The organism is Acidovorax sp., assembly GCF_046339755.1.
Classification (GTDB): domain Bacteria; phylum Pseudomonadota; class Gammaproteobacteria; order Burkholderiales; family Burkholderiaceae_C; genus Acidovorax.
The window spans coordinates 1-16,466 of sequence record NZ_JBKDTZ010000094.1 but is presented as its reverse complement, the minus strand read 5'-3'; the positions used below and the strand labels follow the sequence as shown (position 1 = coordinate 16,466).

18 protein-coding genes and 1 pseudogene are annotated in these 16,466 nt (G+C 68.2%); 11 read left to right on the top strand and 8 right to left on the bottom strand.

From position 1 onward, the window contains the following. Positions 1 to 119, bottom strand: a pseudogene (locus tag ACK59X_RS07675) (EamA/RhaT family transporter); the annotation flags it as partial. Positions 120 to 260: 141 nt separating this feature from the next. Here ACK59X_RS07675 and minC point away from each other — a divergent pair. The 5 genes from minC to yccS are packed head-to-tail and all read left to right on the top strand — an operon-like array spanning position 261 to position 4,904. Continuing rightward, positions 261 to 1,094, top strand: a complete 834-nt coding sequence (gene minC / locus ACK59X_RS07670) for a septum site-determining protein MinC (RefSeq protein WP_409956295.1) — start codon at positions 261 to 263, stop codon at positions 1,092 to 1,094. A 3-nt stretch (positions 1,095 to 1,097) separates the two neighbouring features. Then, positions 1,098 to 1,913 (top strand): septum site-determining protein MinD, encoded by an 816-nt coding sequence (minD, locus tag ACK59X_RS07665; RefSeq protein WP_409956294.1) that lies wholly within the window; start codon positions 1,098 to 1,100, stop codon positions 1,911 to 1,913. A gap of 3 nt (positions 1,914 to 1,916) precedes the next feature. After that, entirely contained in the window at positions 1,917 to 2,183 is a 267-nt protein-coding gene (gene minE, locus ACK59X_RS07660; RefSeq protein ID WP_007855949.1) for a cell division topological specificity factor MinE, read from the top strand. A gap of 51 nt (positions 2,184 to 2,234) precedes the next feature. Then, entirely contained in the window at positions 2,235 to 2,627 is a 393-nt protein-coding gene (locus tag ACK59X_RS07655) for a VOC family protein (RefSeq protein ID WP_409956293.1), read from the top strand. Positions 2,628 to 2,687: 60 nt separating this feature from the next. Continuing rightward, positions 2,688 to 4,904 carry a YccS family putative transporter gene (gene yccS / locus ACK59X_RS07650; protein WP_409956292.1) on the top strand — a complete coding sequence of 739 codons (2,217 nt, stop codon included), beginning with the start codon at positions 2,688 to 2,690 and terminating at the stop codon, positions 4,902 to 4,904. 12 nt (positions 4,905 to 4,916) lie between these two features. Here yccS and ACK59X_RS07645 read toward each other — a convergent pair whose 3' ends face one another. Continuing rightward, entirely contained in the window at positions 4,917 to 5,501 is a 585-nt protein-coding gene (locus ACK59X_RS07645; protein WP_409956291.1) for an MOSC domain-containing protein, read from the bottom strand. Then, entirely contained in the window at positions 5,501 to 6,022 is a 522-nt protein-coding gene (locus ACK59X_RS07640) for a flavin reductase family protein (RefSeq protein ID WP_409956290.1), read from the bottom strand. Before ACK59X_RS07640 ends, ACK59X_RS07645 begins: the two co-directional genes overlap by 1 nt. A 172-nt stretch (positions 6,023 to 6,194) precedes the next feature. Here ACK59X_RS07640 and ACK59X_RS07635 point away from each other — a divergent pair, with 172 nt between their 5' ends. After that, positions 6,195 to 6,977 (top strand): alpha/beta fold hydrolase, encoded by a 783-nt coding sequence (locus tag ACK59X_RS07635; protein WP_409956289.1) that lies wholly within the window; start codon positions 6,195 to 6,197, stop codon positions 6,975 to 6,977. 317 nt (positions 6,978 to 7,294) lie between these two features. Then, positions 7,295 to 8,041: a M14 family zinc carboxypeptidase gene (locus ACK59X_RS07630; protein WP_409956288.1), complete on the top strand. Its 747-nt coding sequence runs from the start codon at positions 7,295 to 7,297 to the stop codon at positions 8,039 to 8,041. Between the two features lie 28 nt (positions 8,042 to 8,069). Here ACK59X_RS07630 and ACK59X_RS07625 read toward each other — a convergent pair whose 3' ends face one another. Next, positions 8,070 to 9,407 carry a D-amino acid dehydrogenase gene (locus ACK59X_RS07625; protein ID WP_409956287.1) on the bottom strand — a complete coding sequence of 446 codons (1,338 nt, stop codon included), beginning with the start codon at positions 9,405 to 9,407 and terminating at the stop codon, positions 8,070 to 8,072. Positions 9,408 to 9,533: 126 nt separating this feature from the next. On the opposite strand from ACK59X_RS07625, the gene ACK59X_RS07620 reads away from it, so the two are divergent. Both ACK59X_RS07620 and ACK59X_RS07615 read left to right on the top strand, forming a co-directional pair. Further along, complete coding sequence (locus ACK59X_RS07620) at positions 9,534 to 10,448, top strand: LysR family transcriptional regulator ArgP (protein ID WP_409956286.1); 915 nt, start codon at positions 9,534 to 9,536, stop codon at positions 10,446 to 10,448. 164 nt (positions 10,449 to 10,612) lie between these two features. Continuing rightward, on the top strand, positions 10,613 to 11,230 hold the full coding sequence (locus tag ACK59X_RS07615; protein WP_409956285.1) for a TetR/AcrR family transcriptional regulator: 618 nt from the start codon (positions 10,613 to 10,615) through the stop codon (positions 11,228 to 11,230). A 63-nt stretch (positions 11,231 to 11,293) separates the two neighbouring features. Here the strand turns inward: ACK59X_RS07615 and ACK59X_RS07610 are convergent, their stop codons facing one another. The 3 genes from ACK59X_RS07610 to ACK59X_RS07600 all read right to left on the bottom strand — a co-directional run bounded on the left by ACK59X_RS07610 (position 11,294) and on the right by ACK59X_RS07600 (position 13,693). Beyond that, positions 11,294 to 11,716: a universal stress protein gene (locus ACK59X_RS07610; protein ID WP_409956284.1), complete on the bottom strand. Its 423-nt coding sequence runs from the start codon at positions 11,714 to 11,716 to the stop codon at positions 11,294 to 11,296. 114 nt (positions 11,717 to 11,830) lie between these two features. After that, entirely contained in the window at positions 11,831 to 12,676 is an 846-nt protein-coding gene (locus tag ACK59X_RS07605) for a metallophosphoesterase (protein ID WP_409956283.1), read from the bottom strand. A 12-nt stretch (positions 12,677 to 12,688) separates the two neighbouring features. Then, positions 12,689 to 13,693: a LysR family transcriptional regulator gene (locus ACK59X_RS07600; RefSeq protein WP_409956282.1), complete on the bottom strand. Its 1,005-nt coding sequence runs from the start codon at positions 13,691 to 13,693 to the stop codon at positions 12,689 to 12,691. 127 nt (positions 13,694 to 13,820) lie between these two features. Here ACK59X_RS07600 and ACK59X_RS07595 point away from each other — a divergent pair, with 127 nt between their 5' ends. Further along, complete coding sequence (locus ACK59X_RS07595; protein ID WP_409956281.1) at positions 13,821 to 14,246, top strand: hypothetical protein; 426 nt, start codon at positions 13,821 to 13,823, stop codon at positions 14,244 to 14,246. A gap of 213 nt (positions 14,247 to 14,459) precedes the next feature. Beyond that, positions 14,460 to 14,900, top strand: a complete 441-nt coding sequence (locus tag ACK59X_RS07590) for a hypothetical protein (protein ID WP_409956280.1) — start codon at positions 14,460 to 14,462, stop codon at positions 14,898 to 14,900. A gap of 179 nt (positions 14,901 to 15,079) precedes the next feature. Here ACK59X_RS07590 and ACK59X_RS07585 read toward each other — a convergent pair. After that, positions 15,080 to 16,466 (bottom strand): phosphoenolpyruvate carboxykinase (GTP) (locus ACK59X_RS07585; RefSeq protein ID WP_409956279.1); only part of this gene is annotated, 1,387 nt, incomplete at its 5' end.

Genomic DNA, 16,466 nt, shown 5'->3' with positions numbered 1-16,466 from the left:
GGTGCCACCTCGGCCACCGTGGCCTTGACCAGCACCTGCTGGAAGCCCCAGAACATGCAGCAGGCGAGCAACAGGCCGACGGCCAGGGAATCGAGGTGGGTTTTGCGGGCGATGGACATGGCGGCCGATTATGGGAGGGGCGCGCCAAGGCCGCTGGCACCGGCCGGACACCCCGAAACAGGGCACCTGCGGGCCCACGGTACACTTTGCCCATGGCGCCTGGGGTTTCCAGGCGCTTCCAATCAACCAACCCCGTCGACATGGCCTTTTCCACGGCGGCCCAGGTCCGCACCCGCTTCGATCTCAAGAGCGCAAGCCTGCCCGTGGTGGCCGTGCTGCTCAAGACCACCGATGCGGCCCAGTTCGCTGCCGAACTGGCCGAACGGGTCGCCGACGCCCCCGGCTTCTTCGACAACGACCCGGTGCTGATCGATCTGGCCCTGGTGCGCGAGGCCGAGGAATCCATCGACTTCGCCGTCATCGTCGCCGTGCTGCGCGAGCACCGCACCCTTCCCGTGGCGGTGCGCGGCGGCAACGCGGCCCAGATGGAGGCCGCGCGCGAAGCGGGCCTCAGCGTGGCGCCCGATGTTCCACCTCCCCGTGCCGAAGCCCCGCCCGCAGAAGAAGAACCGGCAGAGCAGGCAGCCGAAACACCCGTCCAGGTGCAGGAAGTCATCCGCGAGGTGGTGCACGAGGTCGAGGTGGTACGCGAAGTGCCCGTGGCCGGCCCCGGCACCATGGTGGTCGACAAGCCGCTGCGTTCGGGCCAGCAGGTCTATGCGCGCGGCTGCGACCTGGTGGTGCTGGCCATGGTCAGCTTCGGTGCCGAGGTCATTGCCGATGGCAACATCCACGTGTATGCCCCGCTGCGCGGGCGCGCCATTGCCGGCGCCCGCGGCAACACCGAGGCACGCATCTTTTCCACCTGCATGGAGCCGCAACTGGTATCCATCGCAGGCATCTACCGCACCACGGAGACCGCCTTGCCCGACGAGGTCGCGGGCAGGCCGGCCCAGGTGCGCCTGGAAGGCGAGAAGCTCTTCATCGAGCCGCTGCGCAATCCCGTACGTATCAACCCCAGAGAGATCCAATAATCCATGGCCAAAATCGTCGTCGTGACCTCCGGCAAGGGGGGAGTGGGCAAGACCACCACCAGCGCCAGCTTTGCCACCGGCCTCGCCCTGCGCGGCCACAAGACCGCCGTGATCGACTTCGACGTCGGCCTGCGCAACCTGGACCTCATCATGGGCTGCGAGCGCCGTGTGGTGTACGACCTCATCCACCTTATCCAGGGCGAGGGGAACCTCAACCAGGCCCTCATCAAGGACAAGCAGTGCGAGAACCTGTTCGTGCTGGCCGCCAGCCAGACGCGCGACAAGGACGCCCTCAAGCAGGACGGCGTGGAGAAGATCCTCAAGGACCTGGCCGAGATGGGCTTCGAGTACATCGTCTGCGACTCGCCCGCCGGCATCGAGAGCGGCGCCCTCATGGCCATGCACTTCGCCGACGAGGCCCTCCTGGTCACCAACCCCGAGGTGTCTTCGGTGCGCGATTCCGACCGCATCCTGGGCATGCTGGGCAGCAAGACCAAGCGTGCGATCGAGGGTGGCGAGCCGATCAAGGAGCACCTGCTGATCACCCGCTACAACCCGAGCCGGGTCGAAGACGGCCAGATGCTCTCGCTGGAGGACATCCAGGACATCCTGCGCATCAAGCTGATCGGCGTGATCCCCGAGTCCGAAGTGGTGCTGCAGTCGTCCAACCAGGGCACGCCGGCCATCCATGCCCAGGGCACGGACGTGTCCGAGGCCTACAAGGACGTCGTCGACCGCTTCCTCGGGGCGGAAAAGCCCCTGCGTTTCATCGAAGCCGAAAAGCCCGGTTTCTTCAAACGCCTGTTCGGGAGCAAGTAAGACATGGCATCCTTTCTTTCCTTTCTTCTCGGCGAAAAGAAGAAGACGGCCAGCGTTGCCAAGGAGCGCCTGCAGATCATCCTGGCGCACGAACGCAACGGCCGCAACGCGTCCGAGCCCGACTACCTGCCCGCGCTGCAGCGCGAACTGGTGCTGGTGATCTCCAAGTACGTGAAGATCAACCCCGAAGACCTCAAGGTGCACCTGGAACGCCAGGACAACCTGGAAGTGCTCGAGGTCAAGATCGAGCTGCCTGACACCGTGCGCTGAGGTCTCGCGCCGCTTTCGTTCGGCGAGCTTTCTGGAGGAGGTGATCGGCGCATGCTGTCCCATGTCCATATCGGCGTGAACGATTTCGAGCGCGCCCTGGCCTTCTATGGCCCGGTGCTCGGGCGCTTGGGCCTGGCGCAGCGCTTTTGCGAGCCTGGCGTCCCTTGGGCCGGCTGGCAGGTGCCCGGCGTTGCGCGGCCGCTGTTCCTCATCGGCCGCCCGTTCGACGGGCAGGCCGCCAGCCCGGGCAATGGCGCCATGAACGCGCTGCTGGCGGCCGACCGGAGCACGGTGGACGAAGTCCATGCCCTGGCCCTGCGCCATGGCGGCAGTTGCGACGGCCCGCCCGGCCTGCGCCCCCAGTACCACGCGAACTATTACGGGGCGTATTTTCGCGATCCGGACGGCAACAAGCTGTGCGTGTGCTGCCACGGGGCGGCCTGAGCAGCCTTCTGGCCGGTTTATTGCTTAATATCAGGGTAATCCCTGATATGAGGCATTCCTGTGGAAGCATCCTGGAAATCCAGTTGGCAACGCGCACGCAACCATGAAGGCTTCACGCGCGGAGCGCGTGCCTTTGCCGCGCTGGCGGCTGTGCTGGCCTGGGGCTGGGGGGAGGGGTGGCAGACCGAGCTGATGCCGGTGCTGCTGGGCGTGATCGCCAGCGCCCTGACCGAAACCGACGACAGCTGGCGCGGCCGCCTGCGCGCGCAGCTGCTCACGCTGGGCTGTTTCGGCCTCATGGCGCTGGCGGTGTGGGCCACGGTGGCGTGGCCCTGGGTGCTGATGGCGGTGCTGGCGCTGTCGGCCCTGGCCTTCACCCTGTTGGGCGCAATTGGCGAGCGCTACCGGGCCATTGCCTTCGGCACGCTGGTGCTGTTCATCTATGCGGCCTTGGCGGCCCACACCAGCCGCGCCGGGGCGGCGCAAGCGACGCCGCTGATGCTGGCCGGCGCGGCCTGGTACGGGCTGGTCTCGGTGGCCTGGGCCGGCGCCATGCCGCGCGCGCCGGTGCGGTTTCGACTGGCCCGGCTGTACGCGGTGCTGGGCGAGTACCTGCGCCTGAAGGCCCTGCTGCTCGAACCGGTGCGCGATGTGGACCTGGAGCACCGGCGCATGGCGCTGGCCCTGCACAACGGGCGCGTGGTGGATGCCCTCAATGCCGCCAAGGAAAGCCTGATGAGCCGCATGGGCCGTGGCCAGCCGCCCGCCTGGCTGCAGGCCGCCATGCACCAGTACCTGGCCGCGCAGGACGTCCACGAGCGCGCGAGCTCCTCGCACGAGCACTACGACCTGCTGGCCACGGCGTTCTTCCACAGCGACGCGCTCTACCGCTGCCAGCGCGTGCTCACCCTGCTGGGCGAACAGTCGCTCAGGCTGTCGCTCGCCATCCAGCAGCAGTCGCCCCCGCAGCACGCGGGGATGACCTCGCGCGCCATCGAGGACATGCAGGCCGCCATCGCGCACCAGGATGGCGTCGCCGCCGACCTGGCTGGATCGCAGGGTGCCGCCTCCATGGCCCGGCCCCTGCGCTCCTTGCATGCGCTGGGTGCCAACCTGGCAGCCATGGCCGCGGTGTTCGCCACCGCACTGGGAGGTGCGGCCGCCGGGGCCGGTGTCGACCACGCCCTGCTCGACCGCGAGCCGCGCAGCCTGCGCGATGCCTGGGGCCGTGTGCGTGCGCAGTTGCATGCGCAGTCGCCCTGGCTGCGGCACGGCGTGCGGCTGGCCCTGTCGCTGCTGGCGGGGTTTGCCCTCATGCAGGCCACCAGCGACCCGCACGGTTACTGGATCCTGCTGACCATCGTGTTCGTGAGCCAGCCGCAGTACGCGGCCACGCAGACACGGCTGCTGCAGCGCGCCCAGGGCACGGCCATCGGCCTGGCTCTGGGCTGGGCGGCCGTCCAGCTGTTTCCGTCGGCGCTGCTCCAGGCCGCACTGCTGGTGCTGGCCGGTGCCGTGTTCTTCGGTGCGCGCCACACCCGCTATGTGCTGGCCACGGCAGCGGTCACCACCTTGCTGCTGCTGGGCTTTCACCAGATGGGCATGGCCCAGGGCGTGATCCTCGCGCGCCTGCTGGACACGGCGGCCGGTTGCCTGATCGCGGCCGCAGCCGCCTGGCTGGTGCTGCCGCACTGGCAGTCGCGCCAGTGGCCGCGGCTGGCGGCCCAGGTGCTGCAGACGCAGGCGCTGTACCTGCGCGCCATCCTGGCGCAGTACCACAGCGGCAAGCACGACCACCTGGAATACCGCCTGGCGCGGCGCAATGCCCACAATGCCGATGCCGCGCTGTCCAACTCCTACAGCGCCATGCTCAAGGAGCCCCGCGGTGTGCGCGGCAACGTGGCGGCGGTGGCCAACTTCCTGCGCCTGTCGCACACCCAGCTCAACTACCTCTCGGCCCTGGGCGCCCAGCGCGGCGGGGCAGGGGCGCAGTCGGTGGATGCCAGGTCGCAGGAGATGGCCGGGGCGCTGCTGTCGTCCCTGCAGCAGCTGGCCGGGCAGCTGGAACAGGCACAGCGGCAGACCGGGGCCAGCATCTCCAGGGTGCCCGCAGCCCCGGCGGTGGCACAGGTGCTGCAGGAATTCGGGGCGCCTGCCGCTTCCAATCACAGCCTGATGGCCGCACAACTGGCGCTGGTGGGAAAGGTGTTTCCACAGCTGCAGGAACAGGCGCGGCAATGGAGCGAACCTCAGCCGGGGCCCGCCGCGCAGAGCTGAAAGACGCGCTGGCTAGCGCGAGTGCCTGGCGAACTTCGCGGCAAAGGACTGGGCGATACTCAGAGAGCGCCGTCCAGGCACCAGGGTGGCCTGCTGGCCCGCCACGATGCTGCCGGACCGGTCCACCGCCAGGTAGTAGCCGCAGCAGCCCGCCAGCGCCATGGCGCGGCCGGCCTCGGCAAAGCCCATCACGGCAGGGAACTTGAAGCAGGGCTCGCGCGGTGCGGTCACGCGCAGCACGCAATCGGGGAAGTGCAGCTCGTCGCCGACAAAGACCTCGTGCTCCAGCGGCCCGTCCACGGTGAGGTTCTCGCCCATGAATCCGGGCGGCAGCTCCTCATCGAACAGGCTCACGCCACGCTCGCGCCGCTGCGCCTGCCAGAAGGCGTAGTGCACAGCCGGGTAGGCGTAGACCGCCTTGTCCAGGCCGCCGTGAACATTCAGGTCCGCCTGTTCATCGCCGGCCAGGCCCAGCCGCCCCACGGCCACCGGGCCGGCAACCGGCGCCTTGCCGATGGCGCTGAGCACGCTGCGCGCGCCCACCTTGAGGCGGCGGGCACTGCCGGTACTCACATGGCGCACCAGCACGCCCGGCATCACAGCGGGTGCTCGGTATAAAAGCGCCCGCCGTGGTACAGCAGCGGCGGCACGCCGGCGCGGTGGCTGCAGTGCTCGACCTCGCCCACGAAGATCAGGTGGTCGCCCTCTTCGTAGCGGCTGCGGTTGAAGCATTCGAAGGCCGCGGCCGCGCCATCGAGCACGGGCGCGCCGTTGGTGCCGGGGTGGTGCTGCACGCCGGCCCAGCGGTCGATGCCGCGCGTGGCGAAGCGTTCGGCCAGCTGCTTCTGGTCCGCTGCGAGCACGTTGATGGCGTAGTGCGCGCCGTTGGCGAAGGTCGGCATGGTGCTGGCGCCACGCGACAGGCTCCACAGCACCAGCGGCGGGGCCAGCGAGACCGAATTGAACGAGCTGGCCGTGAGCCCCACCAGCGAGCCGTCCTCATTGCGCGCAGTGACGATGGTGACGCCCGTGGCGAACATGCCCAGCGCATCGCGGAACTCGCGGGCGGAGAAGCTCGGGGGCCGGGCAAGGGCGGGGCGGGGCAGGGGGCGGTTCACGAAAGGACAGGCGCGGTGGCTGGAAGGGGGCAGGGGGCCATTATGGGCTGCAAGCCACAGCCATGCTGTCTTCGGGGTAGCACCCGTATGGCCCGACCGCCGTCCGGGGTTAAAAAAGCCTCGGCTATCATGGGTTGACCCCTGCCCGTGGCAGGGCCTTTGCAGGACATTGATGGCTCTTCTCCCCCATTTCTCCACCCTGGGCAGCGGGCACACCGTGCTCATGCTGCACGACGCAGACGGTGGCCACCTGACCTTCGCGCCCCAGGTCGAAACCCTGGCCAGCCTGGGCTACCGCGCCGTGGCCTGGGACATGCCCGGCTACGGCAACAGCGCGCCCATCGAACCCTACGGCTTCAAGGGCCTGGCCGAAAGCTGCCTGGCGCTGATCGCTGCGCTGCAGTGCGGCCCGGTCACGCTGGTTGGCCATGGCCTGGGCGCCATGGTGGCGCTGGAGGTGGCCGTGCGCCAGAGCGCCGTGGTGCGCCGCCTGGTGCTGTGCGCCGGCGGTCCGGCCCTCGATGCCCGGGCCCAGCGGGACTGGGTGGAGCCGCGACTGGCAGCCCTCGATTCCGCGCAGGACGACATGGAGCGCCTGGCCCACGCCCTGGTGCCGCAGTTCATCGGCAGCGGCGCCTTGCCCGAAGGCGTGCGCCTGGCCACCCATGCCCTTTCACAGGTCTACAAAGGCTCCTACCGCCGCGCGCCGCAGGCGCTGTCCACCTTTGATCGCAGCGCCGGCGTGCTGGGCCAGCTGCACATGCCCACCTTGATCCTCGGCGGTGCGCAGGACCGCTGCACGCCGCCGGCGGCCCTGCAGGCCCTGGCCCATGTGCTGCCCGATGCGCGCTACCTGGACCTGCCGTACGCAGGCCACTGGCCCCAGCTCGAAGACCCCGACGCGTTCGATGGCGCGTTGGCGGACTTCCTGGCCACGACCCGGGTACTGCATTGACCCAGGGCGATTTTTCCGCCTCCCCTGCGCGGCCCCAGGGCGCGGCCTGGCGGGGTCCGGTGCTGGCCGGCGCCGTGCTTGCGGCCCTGGCGGCAGGGGGCCTGTGGATTGCTCCGCGGGCCGATGTCGAGCGCGGCACGACGGCGCAGCGGGCGCCGACGCCCGTACAGGTGCTCCAGGCGCCATCGCCTCCTGCCCTCTCCGCTGCAAGCACGGAGCCGGCCGCTCTCCCCGCACCCGCTGCACCTGTGGCTACCCGTGCCTCCGCTCCGGCCGGCCCCGGGGCCTGTGCACTCTTTCTGTCACGCCTGCCCACCGTGTCCCGTGCTCAGTGCGAAGAAGCGGGGCTCACGCCCAGCGGCGCGCTGTCGGCGCACGGGGTGCCCTTGTTCTGGCGCGATGTGCCGGCCCCGGCCGTGCCGGGCGCTGCCGAGGCCCCGCTGCGCGTGCTGATCGTTGGCGCCATCCATGGCGACGAGCTCACGGCCGCGGCACTGGCCGTGCGCTGGATCGCCCTGGCCGAGCAGACCGAACGGCCTGTGCACTGGCGCTTCATCCCCGTGCTCAACCCCGATGGCCTGCTGGCCCGGCCGGCCACGCGCACCAACGGCCGCGGGGTGGACCTGAACCGCAACTTCCCCACGCCCGGCTGGGAGAAGGATGCGCCGCTGTACTGGGACAAGCGCACCAAACGCGACCCGCGGCGCTTTCCCGGCAAGGCGCCGCTGTCCGAGCCCGAATCGCAGTTCCTGCACGCGCAGATGGCGGCCTTCCAGCCGCACCTGATCGTGAGTATCCATGCGCCCTACGGCGTGCTCGATTTCGACGGCCCGTTGTCACCGCCCGAGCGGCTGGGGCGCCTGTGGCTGGACCAGGTGGGCATCTTTCCCGGGTCGCTGGGCAACTATGGCGGCGTGCACCGCGGCATGCCGGTGGTCACCATCGAACTGCCGCATGCGCTGAATATGCCGGCGGATGCCGAGGTGCGCTCGATGTGGCGCGACCTGCTGCGCTGGATGGGCGAGCATTGGCAGGAGGCCCTGGGGCCTGAACCGAAGCCCTGATGGGCTCCGCCGAAAGGCGGCAAAGCGCTCAGGAGGTCGCCAGCGTGGCGCCGCGCGGCCGTGCGGCCTGCTCGCCCAGGAAGCCGAAATGCATCGCCGGGCGCTCGCCGCTGATGAGTTCGGCCAGGGCCTTGCCCGAGCCCGCGCCATGCGTCCAGCCCAGCGTGCCGTGGCCGGCGTTGACCCACAGCTTGCCCAGGCGGGTGCGGCCGATGAAGGGGATGTTGGTGGGGGTGGCGGGGCGCAGGCCGGTCCAGTACTGCGGGTTGCCGCCCTGCTCGGGCGTGCGCGTGTCGCACACGCCGGGCAGGATCTCCTCGATGCGGCGCGACAGCATGTGGCAACGGGCCCTGGCCACCGGCGAGTCGAGTGACAGGTCGTAGCCACCCAGCTCGATGGTGCCAGCCACGCGCAGCATATTGCCCAGGCGGCTCATGGCGATCTTGCGGCCGTCGTCGATGGTCGAGACCGAGGGTGCCGCTTCGGGCTTGAGCAGCGGGAAGGTGGCGCTGTAGCCCTTGCCGGGGTAGATCGGCAGGTCCACGCCCACGGTGCGCAACAGCGGCGCGCTGTAGGAGCCGCAGGCCACGACCACGGCGTCGGCCTTGAGCAGGAAATCCTTCTTCAGCCCGTTGGCCGCGCGCGGCACCACGGCCACCGAGTCGATGGCGTCGCCGATCCTGTTCAGGCGCAGCACGTCGTGGCCGTAGAGGAACTGCACGCCGCGCTCGGCGCAGCGCCGTGCCAGCGCCTGCGTGAAGACGCGCGCATCGCCGCTCTCGTCGGTGCTGGTGTAGGTGCCACCCGTGATGTGCTCGCCATAGGCCTTGAACGCGGGCTCGATCTGCAGCAGCTCTTCTTTGCTCACCAGCCGGCGTTGCACGCCGTGCTTGCGCATCAGCTCCACGGCATGGCCGGCGTCGTCAAAGGACTTCTGGTCGGTATAGAAGTGGGCAATGCCGCGTTCGAGCCGGTTGTACTCGATGCCGGTGGTGGCCACCAGCTCCTTGAGCGCGGCATGGCTGTAGGCGCCCAGCGCCACGATCTGCTGCACATTGCGCTCGAAGGCCGTGTCATTGCACTGGGCCAGGAACTTCAGGCCCCAGCGCCATTGCTCCCAGTCGAGCTGAGGGCGGAACAGCAGCGGCGCCTCCTTGTCGAACATCCATTTGAGCGCCTTGAGCGGGGCCTCGCGGTTGGCCCAGGGCTCGCAGTAGCTCACCGAGATCTGCGCCGCGTTGGCAAAACTGGTCTCCAGCGCCGCATCGGGCTGGCGGTCGACCACGATGACCTCGTGGCCCCGTTCCAGCAGGTGCCACGCGGTGCTGATGCCGATGATGCCGGCGCCCAGGATGATGGTTTTCATGGATGGCAGTGTGATCCACATTGCGTTCCACTAAAAGCAAAATTAAACTACATCCAAACGCATCAGTCTGTCTAATGCAATGGCCGCCCACAAGGCGTCCCTTGTAACGTTTGCCGAGAGCCCGCCATGAGCACCTATGACCCCGCCGCCCTGGAATGCCTTGCCGCCATCGTTGAAGAGGGCGGCTTCGAGCGTGCTGCCCAGCGCCTGAATGTCACGCAGTCGGCCGTCTCCCAGCGCTTGCGCGCGCTGGAGGCGCAGGTCGGTTCGGTGCTCATCGTGCGCAGCCGGCCGCTGCGGCCGACTTCGGCGGGGCAACTGCTGCTCAAGCACACCAAGCAGATGCGCCTGTTGCGCGCCGACCTGGAGCGCGACCTGCAGGAGCTGGCCCCCAGCGCACCCGGGGCTACGCGCGAAGACGAGCGCATCTCCATCGCCATCAATGCCGACAGCATCGCCACCTGGGCCATGGGCGCCCTGCACGAGCTGGTGGGCCAGCGCCTGCCGCTGGAAATCATCGTCGATGACCAGGATTTCACGCAGGAGTGGCTGCGCTCGGGCCAGGTGCTGGGCTGCGTCACCACGCTCAAGCAGGCGCTGCGCGGCTGCAAGATGGTGCCGCTGGGCGCCATGCGCTACGTGGCCGTGGCCTCGCGCGACTTTGCGGAGAAGCACCTGCCGCACGGGCTCACGCCGCACAATTTCCGCGAGGTGTCCTTCTTGTCGTTCAACCGCAAGGACGACATGGCGGCCGAGTTCGTGGCCCGCGCCTTCGGGCTCAAGCGCGTGGCGCTGAACCACCTGTTCGTCCCCAGTACCGAAGGCCAGATGCGTGCGGTGGCCGCGGGCTGGGCCGTGGGCGTGGTGCCGGAGCTGCTGGCACGCGGGCCGGTTGCCGACGGCAGCATGGTCGACCTGGCGCCCGGCCACGCCCTGCCCATCCAGCTGTACTGGCACTGCTGGAACCTGGAGTCGGTGGTGCTCGATGCCCTGAGCGCCGCCCTCACCACCACGGCCGCCAAGACGCTGACCCAGCCCTGAATTGCAGCCCGGAAGCGGCAAAAGCCGTCAACAAGGGGTAACCCGCACGAAATAACATTCCCCGCAGTGGGGCGGCACGATTCCTGCAGACTAAAACGTGAACGACGTAGTTGCAAAGCAACTTTGTCATTTATTTTTTTACTGCAATGTATAAGATGGGGCCCATGTCCACCACGCTACCACCCAAAGTGTCCTTCAAGGAGCAGATGCACCAGGCCCGGGAGGGCGCGATTCTCCAGTCGGCCTGCCGCCTGCTGGGGGAGAAGGCTTTCGATGCCATGACCATGGACGATGTCGCCAATGCGGTGGGCATCGCCAAGGCCAGCCTGTACAAGCATTTCTGCAGCAAGGAAGAGCTGTGCAGTGCTGCCATGGTGCAGATCCTGGAGCGCGTGCATGTCTACCTGTCCGCGCTGCCGGCCGAGCAGCCCGCGCACGAGAAGCTGCGCGCGCTGGTGCGCTGGTCGCTGGAGCGCCTGCTGACCAACGAGATGCCGCTCTTGCCCAGCCGCAATTCCTCGCTGCGTGCCGTGCTCATGGCCAACGGCGACTACCTGGACCGCCTGGTCCGCGTCAGCGACCAGATCGGCGAATGGATCACCGAAGCCCAGGCACAGGGCGTGATCAACCCCACGCTGCCGCCCCTGGTGGTGCTCTACACCCTGTATGCGCGTGCCTGCGATCCGGTGGTCACTTTCCTCAAGGAAAGCGGCCAGTACTCCGACGCCGAGATCGTGGACCTGGTGCTGCGCACCTGCTTCGACGGCCTGGTTGCACGGTAGGCCACCAGCCTGGAATGAAAAACGCCCGGCATGCCTGGCGTCTTGCTTGGCGGGCCGAGCGCCTTATCGCACCAGCAGCACGGGCACCTTGCAATTGGCCAGGACCTGGGTGGTCACCGAGCCCATGACCAGCGTGGCCAGGGCGCCGTGGCCGTGCGAGCCCATCACCAGCAGGTCGTAGCGGCCGGTCTCGGCCACCTTGCCGATGGTCTCACCGATCGCGCCGATCTTGACGAGGCGCTTGGGCTGCACGCCCTGGCGGCCGAGGAACTTGGCCACCGGGGCGAGGATCTTGTCGGCCTCTTCGGCGTGGTAGGCCTCCGCAGCCTCCTTGCCCAGGGCCGAGCGGGCGCGGGGTGGCAGGGGGGCCTGCACGGTGAGAATGGCGTAGTCGTGTTTGGGACCCAGCAGCTCCTCGTGGGCGGCCAGGTAGGCGAGCATTTTCTTGGTGTAGGCGCTGCCGTCGACAGCAAGCAGGATGTTCATGTTCGAGTTCTCCTATTGGAATAGTCAGACTAAGGTGCGCCGGTGCTTGTTGTCTTGACCTGTATCAGGCTTTTTGGATCCTGCGCGTTGCAAGGGCAGTCCCTTGCCGGGCCATCATACGGTGACGCAGTAGCGCGGTCGGAAGGTTTCCTGTTCCCCATTGCGGACATAGCCCAGCGGATTGGCCACCACACGGCACTCCCACTTGCTGCCATCGGCGCGCACACCCTCTGCCACGTAGTCGCTGGGCGAATGCAGATGCCCATGGATCCATAGCTGCGCCCCTGGCAGCAGGTCGTCGAGCACATTGCAAAAGCCCGCCGTGCCGGGCACCACGCCATAGCGCGGGTCGGCGCTGCGCAGGCTCGGGGCGAAATGGGTGATGGCCACCGTGGTGCCCTCGAAGGGCGTGGCCAGCGCCTCGCGCAGCCACTGCTCGCAGACCAGGGCATGCTCGCGCATGGGCTCGGCCAGGAAGGGCTCGCCATCCTTGGTGCCGCCCATCTTGCTCAGGTAGTAGTTGGCCGCGCGAAAGGCCTTCTCGCGCAGCTTGAGGCGGCGCCCCAGGTCCTTGGCCTGCTCGTCGTCGGCCAGCGCGTCGTAGTTGGCCCACAGCGTGGTGGCCACGAAGCGCACCCCGTCCATCACCAGGGTCTCGCGCTCCAGCATGCGGATGCCCAGGCGCTCGCAGCTGGCGCGCAGGCGCGCGTGGGCGACATCGAAGTCGAGCGCGTCGTATTCGTGGTTGCCTGGCACAAACAGCACCGGCGTGGGCCAGCCTGCGAACTGCGGCAGCGGCGAAAAGCGCGCCAGGCCGAAGTCGGTGTCCTGCATGTCGCCGCCTTCCTGGTAGGAGCCGATGTCGCCGGCCAGCACCAGCAGGTCCGCATCCGGCGCCGGCTCGGGCATGAAATCGGGGTTGGCTTCGAGGTGCAGGTCGGACAGGATCTGGATGCGCATGGGGCATCGAGTCTACGGCGTTCCGTGGTCCGGCGCATGGACTGGGTGGCCCGGTTCCTCGTGCGGAAAGGCGCGCCGCGCGGCGCTTGCCAGCGCCGCCAGCAGCCAGCCCTTGGCCGCCTCCTGGGTGCTGTTGCGCCGCCACAGTGCGTCCACATGCACGGGTGGCACGTCGAACGGCAGGGAGCGCTGCACCAGCGCGCCCGAGATGCCGGTCACCGGCACGAAGTGGCGCGGCAGCACGGTGAGCATGTTCGAGCCCGAGACCACGCGGCCCGCGGTGAAGAACTGGTTCACCGTCAGCACCACGCGCCGCCGGCGCCCGAGCGACGCCAGGGCCTCGTCGATGAAGCCGAAGGGCCGGCCCGAAAAGCTCACCAGCATGTGGCGCGCCTCGCAGTAGGCATCGAGCGTGAGCGGCGCATCGGCCAGCGGGTGGCCCTGGCGCATCACACACATGTATTCGCTGTCGTACAGGCGCCGGCTCTCGAACGACACCATGCCGCCCGACTGCGCGCGCGCCGTGAGGTCGGCCAGCACCGCCGGGAAGTAGCCCACGGCCATGTCGGCCGCCTCCTCCTCCAGCAGGCGGCGCGGGTCGCGGGTGGTCAGGGGCACCACGCGCACCGCGATGCCAGGCGCTTCGGTTTCCAGGATTTCAACGAGGCCCGGCACCAGGGTGGCTCCGGTCGCGTCGGCCATGGCCAGCACGAAAGTGGACTCGGCCGTGGCCGGGTCGAAGCGGCCAGGCGCCAGCGATTCCTGCAATTGCGTGAGGGCATCGCGGATGGGCGGCCACAGCGCCAGCGCCCGGGGGGTCGGCTCCACGCCCTGGCCGCTGCGCACCACCAGGTCGTCGCCCAGCACCTCCCGCAGGCGGCGCATGGCGTTGCTCACGGCCGGCTGGGTCAGCGACAGCTTGTTGGCGGCCTTGGTCAGGCTGCGATCGGCCATGACTTCGTCAAACACCCGGAGCAGGTTCAGGTCGAGCGAGCGGAAGTTGAGGCGGGTGGGCATGGCGTCAAATCATCACCGATGTGAATACCAATGATTCAACATATAAACTTGAAACACCAAAGGGTAAACCCTAGTATTCGCCCATCGCCCGGCAATGTCGCCACAAGCGCTGAACAAGGGAACCGAAATGACCAATTTTGTACATGTGGACTATCCGACCGAACACCCTGGCGTGGTCCGCGCCGAAAACGCCGCCGCGGCCCTCAAGGGCATCGCCGCTGGCTTCGACAGCGCCCGGGGCGCTGCCTCGCTGATGCTGGCCGCAGTGGTTTCCGCGCTGCTGGTGCTGGCCAACCAGGTGGTCGACCGCTGGACCGACGGGCATCTGCTGTCGGCCTGGATGGTGCTGTGGCTGGTGGCATTCGCCGCCCTGGCCCTGCTGTCCGCACCTGCACGCCGCGCCGGCTTGGCCCTGCGCGCCGGCTTCGCCCGCTGGGCCGAAGGCCGGCGCCATGCCGCTGAAGACCGCCGCACCTGGCAGGTCGCCCTGCGCGACCCGCGCATCATGGCCGAACTGAACCACGGCCTGTCCGACATCCGCAAGTACTACTGAGTTGCCGCTCCTGCCGGAAGGCAGGGCCGACCTCGACATTCAAGCCGTGGCATGCCACGGCTTTTTTGTTGCTGGTGCGCCAGCAGAAACGAATACATCACTGCAGTGAATGGCAGTGATTCAAGATATAAACTTGATAATACCTGGGGTAAACCCTAATATTCAGCCACTCGCCCGGCAATGTCGCCACAAGCGCTGTAAAGGGGAAACCAAATGACCAGTTTTGCACACGTTGACTATCCAACCGAACACTCGGGCGTGATCCGCGCCCAGAACGCCGCTGCCGCCATCAAGGGCATCGCAGCCGGCTTTGACAGCGCCCGTGGCGCCGCCTCCCTCCTGCTCGCCGCCATCGTCGCCGCCCTGCTGGTGGTGGCCAACCAGGTCATCGACACCTGGAGTGAAGGCCACCTGCTGGCCGCCTGGATGGTGCTGTGGCTGGTGGCATTCGCCGCCCTGGCCCTGCTCTCGGCGCCTGCCCGCCGCGCCGCCGCTGCCCTGCGTGCCGGCTTCGCTGGCTGGGCCGAAAGCCGCCGCCGTGCCGCCGAAGACGAGCGCACCTGGCAGGTCGCCATCCGCGATCCGCGCATCATGGCCGAGCTGAACCACGCCATGGGCGTGCGCACGGTGAACGACCTGCGCGCAGGCTACTGAGCCTGTCCGTCTGCCGCCCTGCGCGGCAGCCTGGTGGAAGAACCTTCAAGCCGTGGAATGCCACGGCTTTTTTCATGGGCGCCTTTCCGATGCAAAAAAAGCCGCCCGGGCCAAGAGGTCCGGGCGGCTTCGGCGCCGCCGGGCCCGGCAAGGCCCGTCCGGCGGTGAGTCAGCGAGCGTCAGGCAGCCAGGCGCTTTTCGATGGCAGCCTTGGTGTCCAGCAGGGCCTGGGGCAGGTGGTAGGCCAGTTGCTCGAAGTGCGTGGTGTGCAGCTTCAGTTCCTCGGCCCAGGCGGCCTTGTCGATGCTGGTCACGGTGTCGAACTGGGCGGCGCTGAAATCCAGGCCGGTCCAGTTGATCTCGGCATAGGCTGGGGCCACGCCGAACATGGTCTCCTGGCCAGTAGCCTTGCCTTCGATGCGGTCGATCATCCACTTGAGCACGCGCATGTTCTCGCCGTAGCCGGGCCAGACGAACTTGCCGGCTTCGTCCTTGCGGAACCAGTTGGTGGTGTAGATGCGGGGCAGGGTGGCGCCGGAGGCGGCCAGCTTCTCGCCCAGCGTCAGCCAGTGCTGGAAGTAGTCGCTCATGGTGTAGCCCATGCAGGGCAGCATGGCGAAGGGATCGCGGCGCACCACGCCCTGCTGGCCGAAGGCGGCAGCGGTGGTTTCCGAACCCATGGTGGCGGCCATGTAGACGCCTTCGGTCCAGTTCTTGGCTTCGGTCACCAGCGGCACGGTGGTGGAGCGGCGGCCACCGAAGATGAAGGCATCGATCTTCACGCCCTTGGGGTCGTCCCAGGCGGCATCGAGTGCGGGGTTGTTGGTCGCGGCCACGGTGAAGCGGGCGTTGGGGTGGGCGGCCTTGGCGCCGGTCTGCTTGGCGATCTCGGGTGTCCAGTCCTTGCCTTGCCAGTCGATCAGGTGCGCCGGCAGGCCGCCGGTGTCCTTTTCCATGCCTTCCCACCAGACGTCTCCGTCATCGGTGAGCGCCACGTTGGTGAAGATCACGTCCTTGTCCAGGCTGGCCATGCAGTTGGGGTTGGTCAGCGTGTTGGTGCCGGGGGCCACGCCGAAGTAGCCGGCCTCGGGGTTGATGGCGCGCAGGCTGCCATCGGCCTGGGGCTTGATCCAGGCGATGTCGTCGCCGATGGTGGTGACCTTCCAGCCGGCGAAGGCCTCGGGCGGCACCAGCATCGAGAAGTTGGTCTTGCCGCAGGCGCTCGGGAAGGCGGCTGCCACGTGGTACTTCTTGCCCTCGGGGTTGCTCACGCCCAGGATCAGCATGTGCTCGGCCAGCCAGCCCTGGTCGCGGCCCATGGTCGAGGCGATGCGCAGCGCGAAGCACTTCTTGCCCAGCAGCGCATTGCCGCCGTAGCCCGAACCGTAGCTCCAGATCTCGCGCGTCTCGGGGTAGTGCACGATGTACTTGGTCTTGTTGCAGGGCCAGGCCACGTCTTTCTGGCCGGGCTGCAGCGGCGCGCCCACGGTGTGCACGCAGGGCACGAACTCACCGTCGGTGCCCAGCACGTCCAGCGCGCCACGGCCCATGCGCGTCATGGTGCGC

Excerpts from the sequence above, each read along its gene's own strand:
- minC (WP_409956295.1), top strand. The coding sequence starts at position 261 with ATGGCCTTTTCCACGGCGGCCCAGGTCCGCACCCGCTTCGATCTCAAG.
- minD (WP_409956294.1), top strand. The coding sequence starts at position 1,098 with ATGGCCAAAATCGTCGTCGTGACCTCCGGCAAGGGGGGAGTGGGCAAG.
- minE (WP_007855949.1), top strand. The coding sequence starts at position 1,917 with ATGGCATCCTTTCTTTCCTTTCTTCTCGGCGAAAAGAAGAAGACGGCC.
- ACK59X_RS07655 (WP_409956293.1), top strand. The coding sequence starts at position 2,235 with ATGCTGTCCCATGTCCATATCGGCGTGAACGATTTCGAGCGCGCCCTG.
- ACK59X_RS07645 (WP_409956291.1), bottom strand. The coding sequence starts at position 5,501 with ATGCCGGGCGTGCTGGTGCGCCATGTGAGTACCGGCAGTGCCCGCCGC.
- ACK59X_RS07635 (WP_409956289.1), top strand. The coding sequence starts at position 6,195 with ATGGCTCTTCTCCCCCATTTCTCCACCCTGGGCAGCGGGCACACCGTG.
- ACK59X_RS07625 (WP_409956287.1), bottom strand. The coding sequence starts at position 9,407 with ATGAAAACCATCATCCTGGGCGCCGGCATCATCGGCATCAGCACCGCG.
- ACK59X_RS07620 (WP_409956286.1), top strand. The coding sequence starts at position 9,534 with ATGAGCACCTATGACCCCGCCGCCCTGGAATGCCTTGCCGCCATCGTT.
- ACK59X_RS07615 (WP_409956285.1), top strand. The coding sequence starts at position 10,613 with ATGTCCACCACGCTACCACCCAAAGTGTCCTTCAAGGAGCAGATGCAC.
- ACK59X_RS07610 (WP_409956284.1), bottom strand. The coding sequence starts at position 11,716 with ATGAACATCCTGCTTGCTGTCGACGGCAGCGCCTACACCAAGAAAATG.
- ACK59X_RS07605 (WP_409956283.1), bottom strand. The coding sequence starts at position 12,676 with ATGCGCATCCAGATCCTGTCCGACCTGCACCTCGAAGCCAACCCCGAT.
- ACK59X_RS07600 (WP_409956282.1), bottom strand. The coding sequence starts at position 13,693 with ATGCCCACCCGCCTCAACTTCCGCTCGCTCGACCTGAACCTGCTCCGG.
- ACK59X_RS07595 (WP_409956281.1), top strand. The coding sequence starts at position 13,821 with ATGACCAATTTTGTACATGTGGACTATCCGACCGAACACCCTGGCGTG.
- ACK59X_RS07590 (WP_409956280.1), top strand. The coding sequence starts at position 14,460 with ATGACCAGTTTTGCACACGTTGACTATCCAACCGAACACTCGGGCGTG.